Below are 19,593 nucleotides of genomic sequence, written 5' to 3' on the forward strand. Positions count from 1 at the left end.
GCTGGTCCGAGACGTTCCCGCTGGTCCGGAGGCAGCCGGTCCAGGACGGAGGGGCTCATTGTTCCTGCCCGGAGTCTGCTTCGGTGGCCACCTGGCGCAGGGTGCGCCGCGTCCGTACGGACCGGGCCCTCGTCGGGTCGGGGGTACGGTGTCGGGAGCCACGGGCGTCGTCCTTCTTCACCAGGAGCCATGCCTCGCGGTCCGTGCCTTGGCGGATGCGGGTGAGCGCATATCCGCCGTGCAGTTTGTGGCCGTGCAGCAGGAACGAGGCGTGGCCGCGGTCAAGGGCTTCGGCTAGCGGGATCTCCTTGCCGCGGCGGTCCGTGGAGGTGCCGCTGTAGGTCCCCTCGTCCCACAGGATGACGGTGCCCGCTCCGTACTCGCCTTCGGCGATGGTGCCCTCGAAGTCCGCGTATTCGAGCGGGTGGTCCTCTGTGGGCATGGCGAGCCTTTTCTCGTGCGGATCGCCGGAGGGCCCCTTGGGGACGGCCCACGATTTGAGGACGCCGTCCACCTCGAGACGGAAGTCGAAGTGCGTGGTGGTCGCCTCATGGATCTGCACGACGAAGGAGGGCCGACGACCCCGGCGTCCGCCGCGGCTCGCGCCGCCCTTCGGCTCCGTTGACTTCCCGAAGTCCCGCTTGCGTCGATATTCCTCGAGGGCATCGGTGGTCGGCATGGCTTCCTCCTTCCGGCGCGGGGCCGTGTCCGCCGGGCTGCGGTCACGGGCGGCTGGCGTTGCATGGCGGAGGCGTCACCGCACTACCGCGACCGGCCCGGGTCGCAGACCGCCTCCATGGTCGGGCAAGTACCCGGTCGGCGTCACGGTAACCAAGCGCAGGGTCGCCCTGACGCGGGCCTTCGCGAGGCTCGCGTGGTGGCCGCGACTGCGCGCTCAGCGGCAGGTCGGGGGGTGATGAGCGGGGCTCCGTGCTCCGGAGCTCACCTGTGCGTCCACCCTGCGGAATCCCCGCTCACGTGTGCGGGATCCCTCCCAGTCGGGCCGCCTGCCCACTGGGCGTGGCGGAGGTGCTGAGCCTTTCGCAGAACAGGATGGTGGCATCGTCCCGGAGATCTCCGTCGTGGTGGTCCAGGACGGCGTGGATCACACGGCGCAGGGTCTCCGGAACCGGCAAGCCCATCCCGTGATGGTGGATGAGCAGGTTCGTGAAGCGGTCGATGCCGAATTCCTTTTCGCCGGGGCGGCGTGCTTCGGTGATGCCGTCGGTGTAGAGGACCAGACGGTCTCCCGGGTCCAGCCGGGTGTGGCACAAGGTGGCCTCGGGGCCCATGCCGATGCCCATGGGAGGAGCGGGCGGGCACTCCAGTGACGTCCAACCGCCGTTTCCGTGACGGATGACGAGCGGCGGTGGGTGGCCACGGTTGATCCACGTCAGACCGCCGGTGCGGGTGTCCAGACAGCACAGCACACCGGTGACGTAGCGGCCTTGCGGGGCCTGTTCCAGCAGCGCGTCGTCCACGGCCTGCCCCAAATCCACCAGCCCGGCGCCCTGTCGGCGTGCGTTGCGGCCGGCCCCCATCGCCAGCGCCGTGGCCAGACCGGCGACCGTGTCGTGGCCCATGGCGTCGTAGATCGCCAGATGGATCAGCGGGCCATCGGTGGCGTAGTCGTAGGCGTCCCCGCTGATCTGGTAGGCGGGTTCCAGAACACCGGAGATCGCCACCCTGCCGTCCACGAACGTGCCCTCCGGCATCAGGTTCCACTGCATCTCGGCGGTGATGCCCATCGCTCTGGTACGCGACAGGCGTGCGTAGGTGTCGCTGGTGTCCGCCTTGCTCACGATCAGCAGGGCCAGCAGCGCGGCTAGGGCCTCCATGTCCTCCTGGGCATGCGCGTCGGCGACGTCGACGGTCACCCGCATGACCCCGACTCGCTCGGTACCGTCCAGCAGGGGCAACCAACGCCGCTTCACGCCGGGCGGTACGTCGTCGGTGACGACCTGTCCCAGCTGATACGCCCGCCCCGCCGCGGTCTCGTCGATCGCCAACTCCTCGGGCGCGTCCGGCACTGCCGACGGCACGGCGAGCCCTGCGCCGGAGAGCCGACGCAGGACATGCCCCTGCAGATCACACAGGTAGATCACCACCTGGGTGAGACCGACCAGTGCCGCGTACTCGCTCACTCTGACCGGCAGCATCTCCAGTGGCATCACATGGCTTTCGGCCAGCAGACCGGCCAGCATCCGCCGCCCCCTCGCACCCCGGTCACGCAGCGACGAGGACATGGCCGATGTCGCCTCCTCGGACAGCGCCCGCCCACGGCGGGAGACTCGTGGTCATCAGCACAGGGCGGTGTTCCAACACCGACGCCGTAGTCGACGCCCCGGCGAGTGGGCATCTCGGCGACTACGCGGGTGACCCCTGGTATCCGCAGCCGGTACCGCGTCCCGCCTCCTGACCCCCACGGCAGTCGTCAATCGGTGGAGAGCGCCTGGAGGAGTTCCCCGACCTTCGGGTCGGGGAGGGCACGGGCGACGTCGGCTTGGGCGACCATGCCCACCAGGTCGTGGCCATCGATGACGGGCAGACGCCTGACCTTGTGGTTGATCATGGTGGTCAGGATTTCTTCGGCGCTGTCATCGGCCCCGATCGTGACGGCTTCGCCCTGGGCGAGTTCTCCCGCCTTGATCTGAGCGGGATCGTTGTCCTTGCCGAGAACCTTGACCACGATGTCGCGGTCGGTGATGACGCCCTTGAGCTTGTTGTCGGTGCCGCAGACGGGCAGGGCGCCCACGCTGAGGCGGGTCATCTTACGAGCGGCGTCCAGGGCACTGTCCTCAGAACCGATGCATTCGGCGCCAGATGTCATGATCTCGCGTGCGGTGGTCACGATGAGTCAACCTTCCGTTTCGTTGAGTCCCCGCTGAGTCGGGATCTACTTGCCACGTCCGGAAACGAAGTCCCGGGCGCGGTCGACCAGGCCGGCCCCGGGGGCGAGCAGCTTGTTGCCTGGCGGGGTGCTGGGCGCGCTGGGGTGTGGCCGGGTCGGGGCCACCTTCTTCGCCGTACGGACCTTCTCTCCCAGCTCCTCGAGGGTGCCCGGGGAGCAGGCGCCGCGCAGCTGTGCGAAGAGATTGGTCTCCTCGTCCCGTACGTGGGAGGTGACCTCGGTCTCCAGCCGGGCGATGAGGCGGTCGAACTCCTGGTTGTCCGCCGTTTGGTCCTCGAGGGCTTTGAGCAGTTTCTCCACCTCGGTGTGATCGGCGATCTCCTTGTCGGCCAGGGCATCACCGCCGGGAAGGTGCTCGCGAACGGCGGGGTAGAGGTGCATCTCCTCCGCGACGGAATGACGCACCAGCTCGATGGTCAGCTGATCTGCCAGACCTTTGCGCTCGTCGGCCGAAGGCGCCTGCCGGATCTGATGGAAGAGTTCTTCGACCTCACGGTGGTCAGTGGTCAGTTCCTCGATGACGTTGCCGCCATGGCCCATGTCTCCAGGCCCCTTTCCTTGTCCACGGGTGTCGACGGTGTCGAGCACCCCGTGCCAGTGGAGTCCCCCGGGTTCCCAGTCCCGACCGGCCCCCAAACATCCGGCTGGGGGTTTCCGAACCGATGAGGGCGGGGTGCGGCTTGCCGGCCGTGGAGAAGCCGGGCACCCGGACGCCGGTGAGCCCTTCCCGGCTCCCGGGGGCATCGGCAAGATCCCGGTTCGGGCCTTCCGACCAGCGCGCGAAGACCGAGCCCGGTCGTTCGACGACATCGACGAGCCCGGCCGGCCGGGTGTGCGACGGGTGCGCACCACCAAGCGGCGAACCCACCCGCCTCGATCACCGCGTGGAGCCCCTGGGCACTGCGTGCCCGGCCGGTGGGCACGCAGATCACACCGCCCGCGAGGAAGGTGGCGGACGTTCCCAACCCACTGGGACGTGCCTGCGCCGGCCTCACCTTTTCCCCGATGGGACGTGCACATCACGCGTCGTCTCAGTGGCACCCCCAGCGGCCGTCCACGGCCTGATCGCACAACGACCACCGGCTCCTGATCCCTGTTCTCCAACCGATCACACGAAATGGGTGCTCGTGGCGTCTGTGGGTACTCGTTGCAGATGATGCTGAGGACGCCTCCCGGGGTGTATGCGCCGCAACATGACACGTGGCTGCTGACCGAGGCTCTGGAGCGGGAGAATCTCACCGGGGACACCGCCGTCCTGGACGTCGGGACCGGTAGCGGGGCCCTGGCCGTCGCCGCGGCCCGGTGCGGCGCGGGGCGGGTGACGGCCGTCGATGTATCGGCCCTGGCCGTGGCGACGGCCTGGTTCCGCGCCCGACTGGAGGGGCTGCGGATCCAGGTGATACGCGGCGATCTCCTGGACCCGGTGGCCAGCCGCCGCTTCGATCTCATCGTCGCCAATCCGCCCTACGTTCCCTCTCCGGACGCCCGTCACGGCCGTGCCGTGGCGTGGAACGCCGGTGTCGACGGCCGGGCAATGATCGACCGGATCTGCCGGGACGCGCCACCGCTGTTGCGACCCGGCGGTGTGCTCCTTCTGGTCCAATCCGCGCTGTGCGGCGTTGAGGGGACCGTGGAGTGGCTCGGGCGGGCGGATATGCGGGCGGCCGTGGTCGACCGCCGTCTCATCCCATTCGGGCCGGTGCTGCGCGGACAGGCCGCGTGGCTGGAGGCCCGCGGGCTGATCGAGCCGGACGAGGAGAAGGAAGAGCTGGTGGTGATCCGTGCCGAACGAGTGCGACGACAACGACGGGACGCGTCCGGAACGCCGGAGCTGCGACAGGCGTGAGTCTGTCGTGCGGGTGACGCTGGGGACGGATGGCCCGATGCTGATCGAGGGTCCCGTGGAGGTGGCCCTGCCGGACGGCCGCGTGGTCCGCTCCCACCGCTTCACGGCCGCCGTGTGTCTGTCCGGCCGCAGCACGCGTTACCCGTGGTGCGACGCCGACCACCGCCGCTGTCCGCCGACGGACGGTGGCGTCGCACCGAGGCGGCATCAGCGGGGAGCCCGGGTTCGTCCCGCCCTCCGTCCCCGTTCGCCGCCCCCGGGGTGGGACGTGCGCCGACCCTACGGACGTGGTGATGTACGTCATTCGGGGGTCTTGGTGTCCACGGTACGGTGACCACCGCTTCGTCTCGCCGTCCGTCCCGCGGCGGCGGGCCTGGTGTCGGGCGAAGGCCCGGCGCCTCACGCGATCCGAGGATGACCAGCTGATCAGGGAATCGGCTTCGAGCCGCCGCGACGGCCGGCCCCGGCCGCGCTGTGCGGAGCCGTGTTCGCGTCAGTGGTCATCTCAGCGCTGCTGATGATGGCGGCGTGCCACGGAGCCAAGCGCCCCCGGCTGTACCTCAAGGCCTCTGGAACACCGTACAAAGATCGATTCCGGGCCTTCGGCCGATGCGATGTGCTGGGTGTAGGTGGGGAGCGGGGGCAACCATGTCACCGCAAGCCACGTGTGGCCCCTGTGCTCCAGGGTCAGTCTGGAATCAGAGACAGCCCGCAGTCGAGGCGACCGCGACTATGAGAGGAGGAGGCCATGGGCGGCACTTCGGACCGGGCCCTTGCCCGTACGCTGCTCGAACGGCATGGCAAGACCTACGCGGAGGAGAGCGGTATCAGGATGCGCGATACCCCGCAGCCGCTCTATCAGACGCTAGTGCTGGCGCATCTGCTCAGTGCCCGCATCCGGGCTTCGGTGGCGGTGGCATCGGCGCGAGCTCTGTTCGACGCGGGGCTGCGATCCCCTCGTCGCATGGCCGACGCCACCTGGCAGCATCGGGTCGATGCCTTGGGCGCGGGCGGTTACCGGCGCTATGACGAGCGCACCTCCACGCAGCTTGGCGACGCGGCCGAGCTGCTGCTGGAGGAATATGGCGGCGATCTGCGACGGATGCGGGACGCCGCGGGCGGTGACCTCGAAGAGCTGCGCAGCGCCCTGCGGAAAGTACCCGGCCTGGGGTCAGCCGGCTCCGACATCTTCCTTCGTGAGGTGCAAGGCGTCTGGCCTGAGATCTCCCCCTACCTCGACGGCAAGGCCGTGCAGGGTGCCGAGCGGCTGGGGCTGCCAACGGACAGCGGAAAACTGGCACGGCTGGTCGAAGAGGACGACGTGACGGGCTTCGCCTCGGCGCTGGTACGGGCTTCCTTGGACAAGTCGGTGGTGGACGAGGTACGCCAAGCGGCGGACGGTTGAGACCGACTGGGGCCCGAAGGCGATCGGGCGCCGTTCAGCAAACAGCACATCCTTCGAGGCTGCCCCAACTGCCTGACAAGCGACCCGGCCCCTGGTTCAGGGAGCGAGACCATCGTGATGGATGCGATGCGTGCGCGTCCATTGTCCCGGCCTGTCCCCTAGCCGGCAGCCCTGTGCCCCACACGACCTTCCGAGCCCGGCGGCTACAGGGGCGACAGGGGCGACAACTGGGGCCACGAGCAGCCGTTTACCGCAGGCGGAAGCCTTTGGGATGCCGCCTGGTTCTCCTGCTGGGGGTGGGAAGCTGACCGTTCGTCTGAGAGCCCCCCACCCACCCGCACCCCATCGTGCCGCGGCGCCCTTCGGGCAATGCCGTCCTGGGCTTGCCGCTGAGCGGCTATGACCGGTCACGCGACCTACTCCGGCCGCACACGCCCGGGGCAGCGGTGCCAGGAAGCGGCGGCTGGCCCGGGCCGCGAGCCTGCTATCCGCCGCTTCTACCGCTGCCCGACTGTCGCGCAAGAAAGCCCTGAACGAGTGCCCGCGGACGCGTCGGTATCAGAATCCATGGGGGCGACGTCCAGCCCCCCGCCACGTACGCGACGAGCACATCCGTGCCTCCAACCCCGAGATGAACGTCACAGAATGGAGAGCCCGGAGCAGGAAGGTCGCGCCGCAACGCGGAAGCCAAAGGGGTGGAGGTGGAGAGTGGCAGTATGGCGGAAACGGAGCTGATCACTCTCGGGCACAGTACGGCGAGGCAGGACCAGTTGGTTGACCTGCTGCACTGGGCGGACGTGAGGTCGGTGGTCGACGTACGGATCGGTCCTGGCAGCCGTCACAGCCCCCATCTGTTCCGGAGCAACCTCGCGCGGTGGATGCCTCAGGCCGGTATCAACTACCGCTGGGAACCAGACCTGGGCGGTTTCCGCAAGGCTCCAGCCGACTCCCCCGACATCGTCTGGCGCAACGCCTCTTTCCGGGGCTACGCCTCCTACATGCGGGAGCCTGCGTTCGTGGCCGCGATGGACCGGCTACTTGACGGGGCCTTGGGTATCCGCACCGCGGTGATGTGCGGGGAGGCGGTCTGGTGGCGCTGTCACCGACGCCTGATCGCTGACTTCGCTGCCGTGGCCAGAGGCGTCGCGGTGCGTCACCTGATGCATGACAAGCGGCTCGTGGCCCACCCACCCACGCCTGGACTGCGGCTGCGTCCCGACGGACTGCTCGTCTACGACGACACCGCAGCCACCAGTACCGGTGAAGCGGGCCACGGCGACAGACGGTGAGGCTGGTGGGCCCCAAGCGGTGCAACGCCCAGTGGTCGCGTGGCTTCGACGACGGAAAAGCGGCCCGCCGGCCGCTTCAAGGGCGTTTGCCCACCCCGGTCGCCACCTCGTGGACACGTCCCCCGGCCGAGTCCTCGGCCAGTGGGGGCGTGGGGCCGCCCGCCCCTTCCCGCAGCCCGCGCAGGAACTCCTCCAGGGCTTCGGTGACCGTGTGCCGGGGCTCCCACCCCAGCTCCCGGCGGGCGCGCGAGGTGTCCATCAGCGGGATCCGCAGCACCGCGTCGAAGAGCTCCGGGGAGGCCGGTGCCAGCCGCAGCTTCCAGGCGCCGGCGACACCGCCGCGCAGGAGGGTCCGGGGCACCCGCAGGACCCGTGCGCCCAGGATCTCCGCGAGGACCCCGGCGTCCACCGGTGGCTCGGCCGCGAGGTTGAACGCGCCGCGTACGTCCCGGGTGACCGCGGCCCGATAGGCCGCGGCCGCGTCTTCGGTGTGCAGCACCTGGAAACGCAGCCCCGGCACGTCCGGGACGACGGGCACCAGGCCCGGCCGCACCAGGCGGCCCGGTACCAGCGGCCCGCCGAAGAGCCGTCGCTGCTGGGAGGCGGACTGCCGCTGGAACAGGAAGCCGAGCCGCATCCGCACCACGCGGAGGTCCGGGTGGCGCGCTTCGAAGGCGTCGAGGAAACGCTCCAGATACGCCTTCTCACGGGTGTACGCGGCCTCCGGCCACCCGTGAGTGGGCCAGGACTCATCGACTGCGCGATCCTGCGGGCCCGGCGAGTACGCGCCCACCGACGAGGCGTACACCAGGGCGGGCACGCCCGCGGCTGCCGTCGCCTCGAAGACACGGACGCCGCCCAGCACATTGCCGCGCCATGTGGTGACCGGCTCGTGCGTGGGCTGGAACAGCCAGGCCAGATGCACCACCACATCCGCACCGCGGAAGTGCGGTACGAGGTCCACGTCCGGGTCGCCGAGGTCCACCGTCCGCCATGCCGTCTTCTCCGGCGTCCAGTCCGGGACGCGGCGCGCGAGCCCCAGCATCGAGGAGACGGCCGCCTCCTCGCCGAGTGTCCGGACTACCGCAGAGCCCACGTTGCCGGTGGCGCCCACCACGACCACTCGCAGACCGGGTGCGTCCGGATCCCGCTGGACGTGCGCGTTCGTGTGGCCATCAGGAGTGGTCATCAGCCACCTCTCTACGACGGCGTGTGAGGCGTGAGCGGCCGATGCGCTCGGGCAATCGGCGGGGCAGCCCCGGCGTCCGGCTCCGACAGCCCTCGCCGAGGCGCTCGGGCGGGCCCCCTCCCCAATGTGCCAGCCGCACCGCGGTGTGTCGCGTTGGGGCGAGACGGTCGGCATCGGCCAGCGTGCGCTGTGTGCGCGGCGTGGTTTTCAGCCGGGAAGGTGAGGGAGGACATGGGTGCGGTAGAAGTCGAAGAAGCCGCGCTGATCAGGCCCGATCTGGTTGACATAGACGGTGTCGAACCCGGCCTCCGTATACGTGGCCAAGGCGCGGAGGTGGTCATCTGGGTTGTCGCCGCAGGTCACGAGGGGTGCCAGATCCTCTGGGTTGACGAGCTCCGCGGCCTGCTCGAAGTGGGCGGGGGTCGGCAGGATCTGGGCCAGCTCGCCGGGGAGGGCCATGTTGGGCCACAGCCGGTGGGCGGTGCGCAGACACTCATGGGAGTCGATGCCCCAGCAGACCTTGAGTCCACCGCGTACGGGTTTGGAGTTTCCGCCGACGCCTGCCCCACGCCGGAAGCGGGCCACGAGCTCTTTGTCCGGGACCATGGTGGTGAAGCCGTCGCCGACCCGGCCGGCCAGCTCGGCGGCGGCAAGGCCGAAGGCGGCGACGTCGATGGGCACCGGTTGCTCGGGCACGGTGTACAGCCGAGCGTTCTCCACCGTGTAGTGCTTGCCGTGGTGGCTGACCTCGCCTCCCTGGAACAGCTGGCGCATCACGGTGATGGCTTCCTCCAGCATCTCCAGCCGGACGGGCGCCTGCGGCCACGGGTCGCCGAGCACATGCTCGTTGAGCGCCTCTCCGCTTCCCACACCCAGCCGGAACCGGCCCTCCAGCAGCACCGCGCTGGTGGCGGCGGCCTGGGCGACAACAGCGGGGTGGATCCGCGTGCTCGGGCAGGTCACAGCGGTCTGGACCGGCAGGGAGGTGGCCTGGGCGAGGGCGCCGATCACGGACCAGACGAACGGGCTCTGGCCTTGGGCGCTGTTCCAGGGATGGTAGTGGTCGGAGATCCACAGGGAGGTGAAACCGGCCTGTTCCGCCATCCGCGCCTGCTCGATGAGGTCCGCGGGGCTGTGCTCCTCTGCTGCCAAAAAGTAGCCGTACTCGGCCATCGGGCCTCCAACGTGGAATTCGGGCTCCCCGGGTTCCCTCGTCCGCGATGAGAAAACGGCGTTCTCCCACCCATGTGGTGCAGGTCTGCCGGCCGCGGGTTCGTGCCCTCCTCCGCTTGGCGCATCCTCCGCGCCACCGTCATCCTCGCAGCGATCCGACTCCGGCTCCGCCCGTGATCCACCGGACGGAACCTGGTAGCGCCTCGTCGGGTCGGGACTGCGCCGGCGCTGTGCGGGTGAGGGGCGCCGGATCGACGCCCAGGCGCTCCACGACCGTCACCCCTTGGAGGCGGGCCTCCCGGATCAGCGGCTCGAACTCCCGCCGTACCTAGGCGTCGAACGGCTCCGTCAGCGCGCCGTCGATCACCCGCCGCACCCCGTGCTCTGCCGCGAACTCCCCCCCTTGATCGCTGCGCGGGAGTCCGGCTCCACGCCCCCGCCGACGATCAGCACCCCGAACTCCTCGGTCTCCCACAGCTTCCGGGCCGCCTCGTCGGTGCTCACTCCCTCGGCGTCAAAGCCGTCCGTGCGCAGCGTGGCCAGCACCTGCGCCACCCTGGCGGGCGTCCTTCCCAGCACCAGCGTCCTCAATGCCTCTTCCTCTCCGGTACGTCGACATCGGCGCACCCGGACCTAGAAGCTCAACTGGACTTGAGGTCAACCCACCTCTCGCTCCACCCCGGCAGTCACATGATCCGCCGGACGGAGGTTGCCGGGCGGCGTGAGCTGCGGGAGGCTGAACCTGGCCCGAGCCGGTTGCTCACGAGGACGGATCGGTCTCCGCGTCATCGGCAGACGACCCCTTCTGACGCCCTGTCCGGCGACCGGAGTGCTCCGCACGCACGGAGCGGAAGCCGGGGTGCACGCCCGGACTGAGGCCCTGCCGTTCGGCCATCCGCCCCAGCAGCGCGGTCAGCTGTTCCCACTCCTGCTCCGAGAACCCCTCGGCCAGCCGGCGCTCATGCGCTGCGCCCACCTTCCGCAACTTTCCCAGCAACCTCCTTCCCTCATCCGTCAGATGGACCGCGTACAGGCGACGGTCGGAAGGGTTCCTGCGGCGCTCGATCAGTCCGCGCTGCTCCAGCTCGTCGGCGAAGGCGACGAACCGGCTCGGCGGCATACCCAGATCGTCGGCGAGCTCGCGCTGGCTGCGGCCCGGGGAACCGGCCAGCAGCCGCAGCAGGCCGCCCTGCGGCGGAGTCAGGTCCAGCTCCGCGAGGCGTTCGGCGAACAGCTCGGCGGCATGGGCGCCGAGCTGAGCAAGCTGGAAGGCGGCACCGACCGGGGGCGGGCCGGACGGACGTTCACCTTCATTGGTCATTCCCATAGGGACATCATAGTCGCTTGACAATCGTTCCACTCTGTAATCATTATATTTTGAAACGGTCAGCTGGCCGACCAACGGAGGAGAAGACATGACCACCACGTCCCACCGGACACCCCCCGCACCTTCCACCCGGACGGCCTCCGACGAGCAGCCCCCCGGCCGCCGCCCGCAGGGCGGGCCGCCGCTGCTGGCGCCCGTACTCGCTTTTGTCGCCCTGACCATCGGCTACGTCGTCGTCAACAGCTCGACGCCGCGCCCCGACGCAAGCGGCAAGGAGGTCTTGAGGTACGCGCGGGACCACGGCACGAGCATCGAGCTGGGATCGCTCCTGCTGTTCGCCTCCGCCACCCCGCTCGCACTCATGGCGGCGGTCCTCTACCGGCGGTTGCGCGCGCTGGGCATCACCGCGCCCGGCTCGGCGATCACGATGGTCGGCGGGGTACTGGCCTCCGTGGCGCTGAGCGGCAGCGGGCTGTTCGGATGGGCGGCCGGCCGCCTGCCCATGGATGCCGATCCGGCGCTGGCCCGCGCGTTGGCCGACCTGTCCTTCCTGACCGGCGGCGTCGCCTATTCGGTGACGTTCGCGATGCTCATCTCGGGCGTCTCGGTGACCGGGCTGATGACCCGCCTGCTGCCTCGCCCGCTGACCTGGACCGGGCTGATGCTGGCCGCGGCGGGCATGGTCTCCATGCTCTCGCTGGTGGCCGACCCGTTCAGCTTCCTGCTGCCGGTCGTGCGCTTCGGCGGCCTTGTCTGGCTGATATTCGTCGCCATCCGGCTGCCCCGCACCCGCCCCTCGCGGCACCAGTGATCATCGGGCACATGGAGACGTCGAGGGTGCCGGCTTCCGAGGCGGGCACCCTCGCGTTCGGCCCGAGTACGACCGTCCACGATGAGCACGGTGTCCTTACGGAACCGCTTGCGTTGCTGGAGCGCGAGCGACGGCCCGAGGTGGTCGATGATGCGGTTGGCGGCCGCTTTCGACACCCCGAAAGCGGTGCCGGCTGCCGCGTTGTGAGGTTCGTGCGCCAGTACGCGGCGATCAGCAGCATCCGGTGTTCCAGCGACAGGCTCCAGGGCCGCCCCCTCGCGGACCGGGTCCGCACCCTCGCCGCAACGCGGCAATCGGCTCGGCGAACTGACGCTGGCTCAGTTCACTGTACGGAGCTATCCGGCACGACTCGGACGCCGTGATCACACCAGCCACGGCAAGACCATCTCACTGAGGTGTGGCGGGCCCCCCGTCTGCCCGTCGCTCGACTTCTTCACCGGCCCCCGCGCCTGGGACTTCGCCCGGAATCGGCCCCTCACCGACGATCAATCCGCCGACGTCCGCGCCCGCATCATCGAGCTGGACCACCGCTCGGCGTCCGACCTCGCCGTGCACATGCTCGACGGCGCCACCCTGGCCCACGGGCTGAGCGACTCCCCCGCCGGACTGCTCGCCTGGCTGCTGGAGCGCTGGAACGCCTGGAGCGACAACGGCGGCGACGTCGAGTCCGTCTTCACCAAGGACGACCTGCTCACCCACGCCACGATCTACTGGGTGAACAACTCCATCGCCACGTCGATGCGTTACTACGCCAACGCCAACCGCTACCCATGGACCCCCGCCCACGACCGCACGCCGGTCGTGCGGGCCCCGGCCGGCCTCACCTTCGTCACGTACGAGAACCCGCCCGGCATCCACACCGCCAACGAGCGCGTCCGGGCGTTCAGGACCGGCCCACAGGCCGATTGGTTCAACCATGTCAACGTCAACGTCAAAGCCCACGACCACGGCGGCCACTTCATCCCCTGGGAGAACCCCGACGCCTGGGTGAGCGACCTGCGCCGAACCTTCCACGGCCGCAGGCCCTGAACGACCCCGCGGGCTCGTCTGGCGTGGCCGGGCGAACGTTGCCTGGCGGGGGCGTGCGTGTCGGCTGACCGGCCCGCACCTCCTCCGGGAGATGACGGCGCGCCCGACGGCGTTCTGGCCTTGCCGACGAGGGATACCACGCTGGTTCCGCGGCCGCGTCCGTGGGCCGACGGGACATCCGTCTGGGCCAACGACACGCACCGTACGCGGCGCGCCACCGCTGCTCGAGCAGCTTGTCGGCTCCAGCGGACGGCAAAAGGCAAAGGCGAAGGCAAGGAGATGTCTCTCCTCGCCTCTCTTAACTTATAGCGCACTGGGGGGCTTGCGGCAAGATCCGGGTGGTGGCACAAAATCGGCGGCCGAGGCCACAAGCTGCGGAAATGGGGGGCATGACGTGCGTGTGCTGTCGGCGTATGGGGGATGTGGTGACGTCGAACCAGTGGTGGGACCGGCGGTGCGGTCGCGAGCGCTCGGGGCGGTGTTGCGGGAGTGCGCGCCGCCCGACTGGGCGGAGCGGTCGGCCGAGTCGTCAGAGGGCGGACAGCCGGCGACGAGGACCTGCCTGTGTCCGGCAGGAGGTTCGACAGAGCTGGAGGCGCCGGTGATGCGATCGACCAGTGCGGTGCAACGGGACACGACGGCCTCGGAGGCATCGCGATGATCGAGCGGTACGTGTGGGATCTTCAAGCGGTTGGCGAGACGCAGATCGCGGTCGTCGGCGGCAAGGGCGCGCACCTGGGCGGGCTGTCGCGGATCGATGGCATCCGTGTGCCGGCCGGCTTCTGCGTGACAACGGACGCCTTCCGGCGGATCATGGCGGAAGCGCCGTCGATCGACGATCAGCTCGATCAGCTGTCGCGTCTGAACCCGGACGACCGGGAGGCGATCCGCACGCTCAGCGCGCAGATCCGCCGCACCATCGAAGGGATCCCCATCCCGGGCGATCTCGCGGCGGCGATCACACGGGCGCTCGCCCAGCTCGGCGAGCAGGCCGCCTGCGCCGTCCGGTCCAGCGCGACGGCAGAGGACCTGCCGACGGCCTCCTTCGCCGGCCAGCAGGACACGTATCTGAACGTCGTGGGGCCGACGGCGATCTTCCAGCACGTCAGCCGGTGCTGGGCCTCGCTGTTCACCGAGCGGGCCGTGACCTACCGTCAGCGGAACGGCATCGACCACCGTACGGTCCACATGGCCGTGGTCGTGCAGCAGATGGTCTTCCCGCATGCGGCCGGCATCCTGTTCACGGCCGACCCCGTCACGGGCAACCGGAAGGTCGCCACCGTGGACGCCGGCTTCGGCCTCGGCGAGGCCCTGGTCTCCGGCCTGGTGAACCCGGACGTCTTCACGGTGCGACACGGCGAAGTCGTCGCCAAGACGATCGCCGCGAAACAGCGTGCCGTCCACGCCCTGCCGGCCGGCGGTACGCGGGAAGTGGCGATCGACCCGCGGCGCCAGGAGCAGCCGTCGCTGACGGATGCGCAGGTCGTGCGGCTCGTGCGGCTCGGGCGGCGGATCGAAGCGCACTTCGGCCGCCCGCAGGACATCGAATGGTGCCTGGACGACGATGGCTTCCAGATCGTTCAGAGCCGGCCGGTCACGACGCTGTTCCCCATCCCCGAGACCGGCGACCAGGAGAATCACGTCTACGTCTCCGTCGGTCATCAGCAGATGATGACCGACCCCATGAAGCCCCTGGGGCTCTCCATGTGGCAGCTGACGGCCATGGTGCCGATGCACGAGGCCGGCGGAAGACTGTTCGTCGACGTCACCCGGCGCCTGGCCTCGCCCGCGAACCGCGCCAGTCTCCTGGACCTCATGGGGAGAGGCGATCCGCTGGTCAGGGACGCGCTGGAGACTGTCCTCGACCGTGACGATTTCGTCCCGTCGCTCCCGGACGCGGGTACCGGCGGGCCGTCGGCCGGCGGCGCGTCCGCTCCGATCGAGACCGATCCGGCCATCGTCGCCGAGCTGATCGAGCGCAGCCAGGCGTCCATCGCCGCCCTGGAGCGCGGCATCCGGACGAAGACCGGACCGGCGCTGTTCGACTTCCTGCTGGATGCCTTCGAGGAGCACAAGCGCGTCCTCAGTGATCCGCTGAACATTCAAGCGATCATGGCGGGGATGGAGGCCACGTGGTGGCTCAACGACAAGCTCCAGGAGTGGCTGGGCGAGAAGAACGCGGCTGACACGCTCACGCTCTCCGCCCCCGACAACGTCACGTCGGAGATGGGACTGGCGCTGCTCGACGTCGCGGACGTGATCCGCCCGCGGTCGGAGGTGGTGGCGTTCCTGCGGGGCGTCGAGTGCGTCGAGGACGAAGGCTTCCTGGATGAGCTGGCGAAGCTCCCGGGCGGGACCGAAGCGCGCGACGCCATCGAGGCCTACCTCGACCGGTACGGCATGCGCTGCGTCGGCGAGATCGACATCACGCGGCCACGTTGGCGCGAGCGCCCCACCACGCTCGTGCCCGTGATCCTCGACAACGTCCGGAACTTCGAGCCGGGCGCCGCCGGGCGGCGCTTCGAGGAAGGCCGGCGTAAGGCGCAGAAGAAGGAACAGGAGGTGCTGTCACGCTTGCGGGCCCTGCCGGACGGGGAGCGGAGAGCCGACGAGGCCAAGCGGATGATCGACCGGGTCCGAACCTTCATCGGGTACCGGGAGTACCCGAAGTACGGCATCGTCAGCCGCTACTTCGTCTACAAGCAGGCCCTGCTGAGGGAGGCCGAGCGCCTCGTGCAGGCCAACGTGCTTCCGGAAAAGGAGGACATCTTCTACCTCACGTTCCAGGAACTCCACGACGTCGTGCGCTCGAACCAGGTGGACGACCAGCTCATCCAGCAGCGCAAGGACGTGTTCCGGTCGTACCACGCGCTCACACCGCCCCGGGTGCTCACATCGGATGGCGAGGCCGTCACCGGGGCGTACCGGCGCGACGACGTACCGGCCGGCGCCCTGATCGGCCTACCGGTTTCCACGGGGACCGTCGAGGGACGGGCCCGCGTCATCCGTGACATGGCGGAGGCCGATCTCGAAGCGGGCGACATTTTGGTCACGGCCTTCACGGACCCCAGCTGGTCGCCGCTGTTCGTCGGAATCGCGGGCCTGGTGACGGAGGTGGGCGGCCTGATGACCCATGGCGCAGTGATCGCCCGGGAATACGGTTTGCCGGCCGTCGTGGGCGTGGAGCAGGCCACTCGGCTGATCCGGGACGGGCAGCGGATCCGCGTGCACGGAACCGACGGGTACGTCGAGATCCTGCCTTGACCGACCACACCGAGAAGCCCCATCCGTAGCTTCCGGCTGAACAGCACCATCTCGGTACGCGTGGGTGAGGGACGGGATCAGAAGAACGAGGCCCCGGCGTCCAGCCGCCTCGGTACGGGCGGCCCGATCCGGTTGCGGCGAGGCCAACTGTCGATCAGGTGGCCGCGGTATGGATCTGGCGGAGGCCGTGGACGCCACGGGCAGTGGAGTCTGCCTCGCCGGCAGACCTGGCCGGTGTCGGTCTCCCGCTTCCCGAGTCGGGGCACCCGGCTGGATCAAGCGGACTGTTTGTCTGCGGCATCGTCTCCGACCGCCAACCAGGGCATCCGGTGGACGAGCGCGTCGCGCATCTTCGTGAGAGTTGTGATCTTTTCCTCCAGTTCGGCCACCCGTCGTGCGCCGACGGCGTAGCCCTCGGCGCACGACGGCGAGTACTCGAACACGCCGGGCAGCTCGGTGTCGAGGTAGCGCACGAAGGACTTCACATCCTCGACGGTGAGACCCGAGGCCAGCAGGTCGCGGATGTTGCGGACCCGGGTCACCGTTCCTGGGCGGTACACGCGATAGCCCGATGTCGTCCGCTCGGACTCCAGCAGCCCTTGTTCCTCGTAGTAACGCAGGGCGCGGGTTGTGGTCCCCGCCTGCGCAGCCAGTTCACCGTTCAGCAAAGCAGCCGCCTCCGGGCCTCTTGTGCGCCTTCACATGTACGTCAAGGTCAACTCCCGAGCCAGACCACCGTCTTCCCGGTGTACCTGCCCTGGACGAGATCGAGCAGCGCCTGTGGCGCGCTCGCCAGCCCGTCGACCACGGTCTCGTCATAGACGGTCCGGCCACGGCCGGCAGCCCGGCCAGGGCCGTCGCGTACTCCTCCCCCCAGCCTGCGGACGATCTCCGCCGCCGGGACGATCGAGCCGACCAGCCCGGCGGACTGGCCGGCCTCTACCTTGCCGGCCTCGACGTCGCCGCCAACGGCGGCCAGCTTGAGGCTGGCAGTGGCGAACGCCGCGCGCCGCTCCTCCAGATCCGCCCCGGTCTGCTCCAGGTCGGTCATCCGCTCGGTGAAGGGGTTGCGCAGCGCACGGACCACTCCCAGGCCGTGACCGACCGTGCGGGTGTCCTCGATCCCCGCGCGGATGAGGCTGCCTTGTACGCGGGGTGCAGATTCGCCTCCGTACTGGCCATGCAGCGGGTGCCGAACTGCGCGGCGCCCGCGCCGAGCGACGGATCCACGTGCCCCGGGCCGCCGAGGTCGTCGCCAGTGGTTACGCGGCCCTCACACCCACAACGCTGCGGGGTCGCAGTGTGCTGGGGCTGTGCACCCTCAACCCCTCACCACGGAGGACGACATCACCGGCACCCTGGACCGGCTCGCCGGACGCGTATAGACCAACGTCGCCCCCCTTACACGACCCGGCTCCACGCCACGACCTGGCGCATCCGTGCGGTCGTGGCGTGGAGCCGGGTCGGAGTGCCATCGCGGAAGAACCGGGTGTCCCGCAGCCGGGCCGGTCGTGCCGGCATGTCCCAGGAGGAGGTGATAGTGCCGGGGCTGTGGATCAGAGTGGTCAGTCCCTCCAGCAGGGCTTCGGAAGACACCGGTTTCTCGCCGTCGCCGGAATCGGTTGTGGACGGTCGGCCCGCACCGAACTCGGTCGGCATCTCCCGCGGCCTCCCGCCGGTCCTGAACCGCCAGATCACACCCTCGAACCGCTGTCGCAGCCGCTCGGGGTAGGGACCGTACCCGCCGATAGGCAGGATACGGATGGCACGATGAACTCCCTTTCGGTGTCCGTCAGTTGCACTTGAGCCCCTTGGCGTACTGCGTGGTCAACATCGTCAGCGCCGCCTTCGAGGAGGTGTACAGCGGCGCGACGACGTGCGACTCGGGCCGGCCGGGGTCGTGGAGCTCACGCACCACCAGGTGCGAAGAAGGTGTGCGGCCGTCCCCACGTCGTCGCTTGGGTTTCCTCACGTCCGGTGAATCCGGAGTCGCACGAGCAGACAGAATGAGCCGAAGCGCTGATCGTCATCGAGGGGTGGGACGCGTGTCGCTGAGGACGAAATCAGTCTGGCAGTGGGAGTACGCCGCGTGTTCATGGGCGTTGATCTTTGCCGCAGCACACTTCTACTGGGCTGTCGGCGGCGATGCGGGGTTGAGCGTGTCCGCCGGGCAACAGCTCGCTACTGCGCGCCCGCTCTGGTTCGTGCTGGTAGGTCTGTGGGGGGTGGGAACTCTCTGCCTGGTCGGCGCCTTGCTGGCCTGGCTACTCGCTCAGCCACGTCCACGCGGGGCGGCGAGGCGGATCCTGAGGTGTTTGGGCTGGGGGCTCGCCTTTGTCCTGCTGACGAGAGGCATCGCTGTTGAGTTCCTGCTGCTGACGGACGTGACGCACCTGGACAGCAGCGTGAGTGCGGGGCAGCGGTTCTGGACCCTGGCGCTGTGGAACCCCTGGTTCATCGTCGGTGGGCTGGCCTTCGGCATGTCCGCGCTCAAAGCCGTCAGGCGCGAACCCTCCCCGCGGGCCGGCAACTTCACGATCCGCTGTGCGCAAAGGACGCGCTCGGGACGCAGCAGGTAACTGGTGCTCGTGCGGCGGATCCTGTTTGACCTTGACACGGTGACAAGGCCTTCACTGCTCGCCGAGGAGGTGGTCTCGATGACGATCACGAGACAGGACACGGATGCGATACGAGCGCTCCAGGGACTGGAGGACGGCCGCTCGTCCGTGCGGCTGCGGGCTGCCCTGGCGGTCGGCACGACGCCTGACCCGCGCTTTGTCGACAAGCTCGTCGAGCGGTGCGCGATCGAGCCGGAGTTCTTCGTCCGCGACATGCTGACCTGGGCGCTCACCCGCCACCCGGTGTCCATGACGCTTCCGAGGCTGGTGCGCGAAGTCCGCTCGGAGCGTGCACAGGCACGGAGCCAGGCGCTGCACACGCTGTCCAAGATCGGGGACCGGCAGGCGTGGCCGGCGATCACACGCGCGCTGTTGTCCGACGCCGACGACGAGGTGGCGCGGAGCGCGTGGCGGGCCGCGATCGTGCTCGTGCCGGAAGGCGAGGAGTCCGCGTTGGCCGCGGTGTTGGCAAGGCAGCTCGGGCGCGGCGGGCGCCAGACGCAGTTGAGTCTCAGCCGGGCGCTGGTCGCGCTGGGGGAAGTGATCGTGCCGACTGTGCATGCTGCGACGGCGGCCCCTGACCCGCGCGTGCGCGCGCACGCGCTCGCCACGCAACGGCTGCTGCGCGAGCCGGACACCGGATTCGAGTTCGCCATCGAGGAGGCGAAGCGCGTCGTGGCCCTTGGCGGGTCCGGCCAGGAGGGATGACA

The 19,593-nt window shown here is 69.5% G+C and carries 19 protein-coding genes and 4 pseudogenes; 9 read left to right on the plus strand and 14 right to left on the minus strand.

Features of this window, described 5'->3' with window-relative positions; genetic code table 11:
• Positions 1-55 precede the first annotated feature (55 nt).
• From HUT19_RS01900 to HUT19_RS44160, 5 genes are all read right to left on the minus strand, one after another.
• Positions 56-679: a DNA polymerase ligase N-terminal domain-containing protein gene (locus HUT19_RS01900; RefSeq protein WP_176178757.1), complete on the minus strand. Its 624-nt coding sequence runs from the start codon at positions 677-679 to the stop codon at positions 56-58.
• 295 nt (positions 680-974) lie between these two features.
• Positions 975-2,246 carry a PP2C family protein-serine/threonine phosphatase gene (locus HUT19_RS01905; protein WP_254885376.1) on the minus strand — a complete coding sequence of 424 codons (1,272 nt, stop codon included), beginning with the start codon at positions 2,244-2,246 and terminating at the stop codon, positions 975-977.
• Between the two features lie 188 nt (positions 2,247-2,434).
• A complete protein-coding gene (locus tag HUT19_RS01910; RefSeq protein ID WP_176178758.1) occupies positions 2,435-2,851 on the minus strand; it encodes a CBS domain-containing protein in 417 nt (138 codons plus the stop codon).
• A 45-nt stretch (positions 2,852-2,896) separates the two neighbouring features.
• Complete coding sequence (locus tag HUT19_RS01915) at positions 2,897-3,451, minus strand: hemerythrin domain-containing protein (RefSeq protein WP_176178759.1); 555 nt, start codon at positions 3,449-3,451, stop codon at positions 2,897-2,899.
• On the minus strand, positions 3,411-3,779 hold the full coding sequence (locus tag HUT19_RS44160) for a DUF6098 family protein (protein ID WP_368661677.1): 369 nt from the start codon (positions 3,777-3,779) through the stop codon (positions 3,411-3,413). Before HUT19_RS44160 ends, HUT19_RS01915 begins: the two co-directional genes overlap by 41 nt.
• Before the next feature lie 285 nt (positions 3,780-4,064).
• On the opposite strand from HUT19_RS44160, the gene HUT19_RS01920 reads away from it, so the two are divergent.
• The 4 genes from HUT19_RS01920 (at position 4,065) to HUT19_RS01935 (ending at position 7,451) form a co-directional block, all read left to right on the plus strand.
• Positions 4,065-4,757 (plus strand): HemK2/MTQ2 family protein methyltransferase, encoded by a 693-nt coding sequence (locus HUT19_RS01920; RefSeq protein ID WP_176178760.1) that lies wholly within the window; start codon positions 4,065-4,067, stop codon positions 4,755-4,757.
• Positions 4,758-4,794: 37 nt separating this feature from the next.
• Positions 4,795-5,091, plus strand: coding sequence for a CDGSH iron-sulfur domain-containing protein (locus tag HUT19_RS01925; protein ID WP_176178761.1), 297 nt, complete (start codon positions 4,795-4,797; stop codon positions 5,089-5,091).
• Positions 5,092-5,505: 414 nt separating this feature from the next.
• Positions 5,506-6,162 carry an endonuclease gene (locus HUT19_RS01930; RefSeq protein ID WP_176178762.1) on the plus strand — a complete coding sequence of 219 codons (657 nt, stop codon included), beginning with the start codon at positions 5,506-5,508 and terminating at the stop codon, positions 6,160-6,162.
• Positions 6,163-6,878: 716 nt separating this feature from the next.
• On the plus strand, positions 6,879-7,451 hold the full coding sequence (locus HUT19_RS01935; protein ID WP_176178763.1) for a DUF488 family protein: 573 nt from the start codon (positions 6,879-6,881) through the stop codon (positions 7,449-7,451).
• Positions 7,452-7,527: 76 nt separating this feature from the next.
• Here the strand turns inward: HUT19_RS01935 and HUT19_RS01940 are convergent, their stop codons facing one another.
• The 4 genes from HUT19_RS01940 to HUT19_RS01955 all read right to left on the minus strand — a co-directional run bounded on the left by HUT19_RS01940 (position 7,528) and on the right by HUT19_RS01955 (position 11,140).
• Positions 7,528-8,640 carry an NAD-dependent epimerase/dehydratase family protein gene (locus HUT19_RS01940; protein WP_176178764.1) on the minus strand — a complete coding sequence of 371 codons (1,113 nt, stop codon included), beginning with the start codon at positions 8,638-8,640 and terminating at the stop codon, positions 7,528-7,530.
• A gap of 207 nt (positions 8,641-8,847) precedes the next feature.
• Positions 8,848-9,813, minus strand: coding sequence for an LLM class F420-dependent oxidoreductase (locus HUT19_RS01945; protein WP_176178765.1), 966 nt, complete (start codon positions 9,811-9,813; stop codon positions 8,848-8,850).
• Positions 9,814-10,176: 363 nt separating this feature from the next.
• Positions 10,177-10,404, minus strand: coding sequence for a hypothetical protein (locus HUT19_RS01950; protein WP_254885377.1), 228 nt, complete (start codon positions 10,402-10,404; stop codon positions 10,177-10,179).
• 169 nt (positions 10,405-10,573) lie between these two features.
• A complete protein-coding gene (locus HUT19_RS01955) occupies positions 10,574-11,140 on the minus strand; it encodes a MarR family winged helix-turn-helix transcriptional regulator (protein WP_254885378.1) in 567 nt (188 codons plus the stop codon).
• An 88-nt stretch (positions 11,141-11,228) separates the two neighbouring features.
• Here HUT19_RS01955 and HUT19_RS01960 point away from each other — a divergent pair, with 88 nt between their 5' ends.
• Entirely contained in the window at positions 11,229-11,951 is a 723-nt protein-coding gene (locus HUT19_RS01960) for a DUF4386 domain-containing protein (protein WP_217712231.1), read from the plus strand.
• Between the two features lie 71 nt (positions 11,952-12,022).
• Here HUT19_RS01960 and HUT19_RS01965 read toward each other — a convergent pair.
• Positions 12,023-12,347, minus strand: a pseudogene (locus HUT19_RS01965) (transposase family protein); the annotation flags it as partial.
• Between the two features lie 48 nt (positions 12,348-12,395).
• Here HUT19_RS01965 and HUT19_RS01970 point away from each other — a divergent pair.
• Together HUT19_RS01970 and rph are read left to right on the plus strand one after the other, a co-directional pair.
• A pseudogene (locus tag HUT19_RS01970) lies at positions 12,396-13,001 on the plus strand (epoxide hydrolase); the annotation flags it as partial.
• Positions 13,002-13,658: 657 nt separating this feature from the next.
• Positions 13,659-16,265, plus strand: coding sequence for a rifamycin-inactivating phosphotransferase (rph, locus tag HUT19_RS01975; protein ID WP_176178766.1), 2,607 nt, complete (start codon positions 13,659-13,661; stop codon positions 16,263-16,265).
• A 275-nt stretch (positions 16,266-16,540) separates the two neighbouring features.
• On the opposite strand, the gene HUT19_RS01980 is transcribed toward rph, so the two are convergent.
• From HUT19_RS01980 to HUT19_RS01995, 4 genes and pseudogenes are all read right to left on the minus strand, one after another.
• Entirely contained in the window at positions 16,541-16,933 is a 393-nt protein-coding gene (locus HUT19_RS01980) for a MerR family transcriptional regulator (RefSeq protein ID WP_176178767.1), read from the minus strand.
• A gap of 47 nt (positions 16,934-16,980) precedes the next feature.
• Complete coding sequence (locus HUT19_RS42640; protein ID WP_254885380.1) at positions 16,981-17,352, minus strand: hypothetical protein; 372 nt, start codon at positions 17,350-17,352, stop codon at positions 16,981-16,983.
• 495 nt (positions 17,353-17,847) lie between these two features.
• Positions 17,848-18,067, minus strand: a pseudogene (locus HUT19_RS42645) (transposase); the annotation flags it as partial.
• Positions 18,067-18,168, minus strand: a pseudogene (locus tag HUT19_RS01995) (short-chain dehydrogenase); the annotation flags it as partial. The pseudogenes HUT19_RS01995 and HUT19_RS42645, both read right to left, overlap by 1 nt.
• 142 nt (positions 18,169-18,310) lie before the next feature.
• Here HUT19_RS01995 and HUT19_RS02000 point away from each other — a divergent pair.
• Positions 18,311-18,844 (plus strand): DUF3995 domain-containing protein, encoded by a 534-nt coding sequence (locus tag HUT19_RS02000; protein ID WP_217712232.1) that lies wholly within the window; start codon positions 18,311-18,313, stop codon positions 18,842-18,844.
• A gap of 78 nt (positions 18,845-18,922) precedes the next feature.
• Positions 18,923-19,591, plus strand: coding sequence for a HEAT repeat domain-containing protein (locus HUT19_RS02005; RefSeq protein WP_176186373.1), 669 nt, complete (start codon positions 18,923-18,925; stop codon positions 19,589-19,591).
• Positions 19,592-19,593: the final 2 nt, after the last annotated feature.

The sequence above is a fragment of the Streptomyces sp. NA02950 genome, assembly GCF_013364155.1.
Classification (GTDB): domain Bacteria; phylum Actinomycetota; class Actinomycetes; order Streptomycetales; family Streptomycetaceae; genus Streptomyces.

Bases quoted from the DNA above. Each gene is read 5' to 3' on its own strand.
- HUT19_RS01925 (WP_176178761.1), top strand. From the start codon at position 4,795: ATGCTGATCGAGGGTCCCGTGGAGGTGGCCCTGCCGGACGGCCGCGTG.
- HUT19_RS01905 (WP_254885376.1), bottom strand. From the start codon at position 2,246: ATGTCCTCGTCGCTGCGTGACCGGGGTGCGAGGGGGCGGCGGATGCTG.
- HUT19_RS01900 (WP_176178757.1), bottom strand. From the start codon at position 679: ATGCCGACCACCGATGCCCTCGAGGAATATCGACGCAAGCGGGACTTC.
- HUT19_RS02005 (WP_176186373.1), top strand. From the start codon at position 18,923: ATGACGATCACGAGACAGGACACGGATGCGATACGAGCGCTCCAGGGA.
- HUT19_RS01945 (WP_176178765.1), bottom strand. From the start codon at position 9,813: ATGGCCGAGTACGGCTACTTTTTGGCAGCAGAGGAGCACAGCCCCGCG.
- HUT19_RS01935 (WP_176178763.1), top strand. From the start codon at position 6,879: ATGGCGGAAACGGAGCTGATCACTCTCGGGCACAGTACGGCGAGGCAG.
- rph (WP_176178766.1), top strand. From the start codon at position 13,659: ATGATCGAGCGGTACGTGTGGGATCTTCAAGCGGTTGGCGAGACGCAG.
- HUT19_RS01955 (WP_254885378.1), bottom strand. From the start codon at position 11,140: ATGGGAATGACCAATGAAGGTGAACGTCCGTCCGGCCCGCCCCCGGTC.
- HUT19_RS01915 (WP_176178759.1), bottom strand. From the start codon at position 3,451: ATGGGCCATGGCGGCAACGTCATCGAGGAACTGACCACTGACCACCGT.
- HUT19_RS01940 (WP_176178764.1), bottom strand. From the start codon at position 8,640: ATGACCACTCCTGATGGCCACACGAACGCGCACGTCCAGCGGGATCCG.
- HUT19_RS01930 (WP_176178762.1), top strand. From the start codon at position 5,506: ATGGGCGGCACTTCGGACCGGGCCCTTGCCCGTACGCTGCTCGAACGG.
- HUT19_RS01920 (WP_176178760.1), top strand. From the start codon at position 4,065: ATGATGCTGAGGACGCCTCCCGGGGTGTATGCGCCGCAACATGACACG.
- HUT19_RS01960 (WP_217712231.1), top strand. From the start codon at position 11,229: ATGACCACCACGTCCCACCGGACACCCCCCGCACCTTCCACCCGGACG.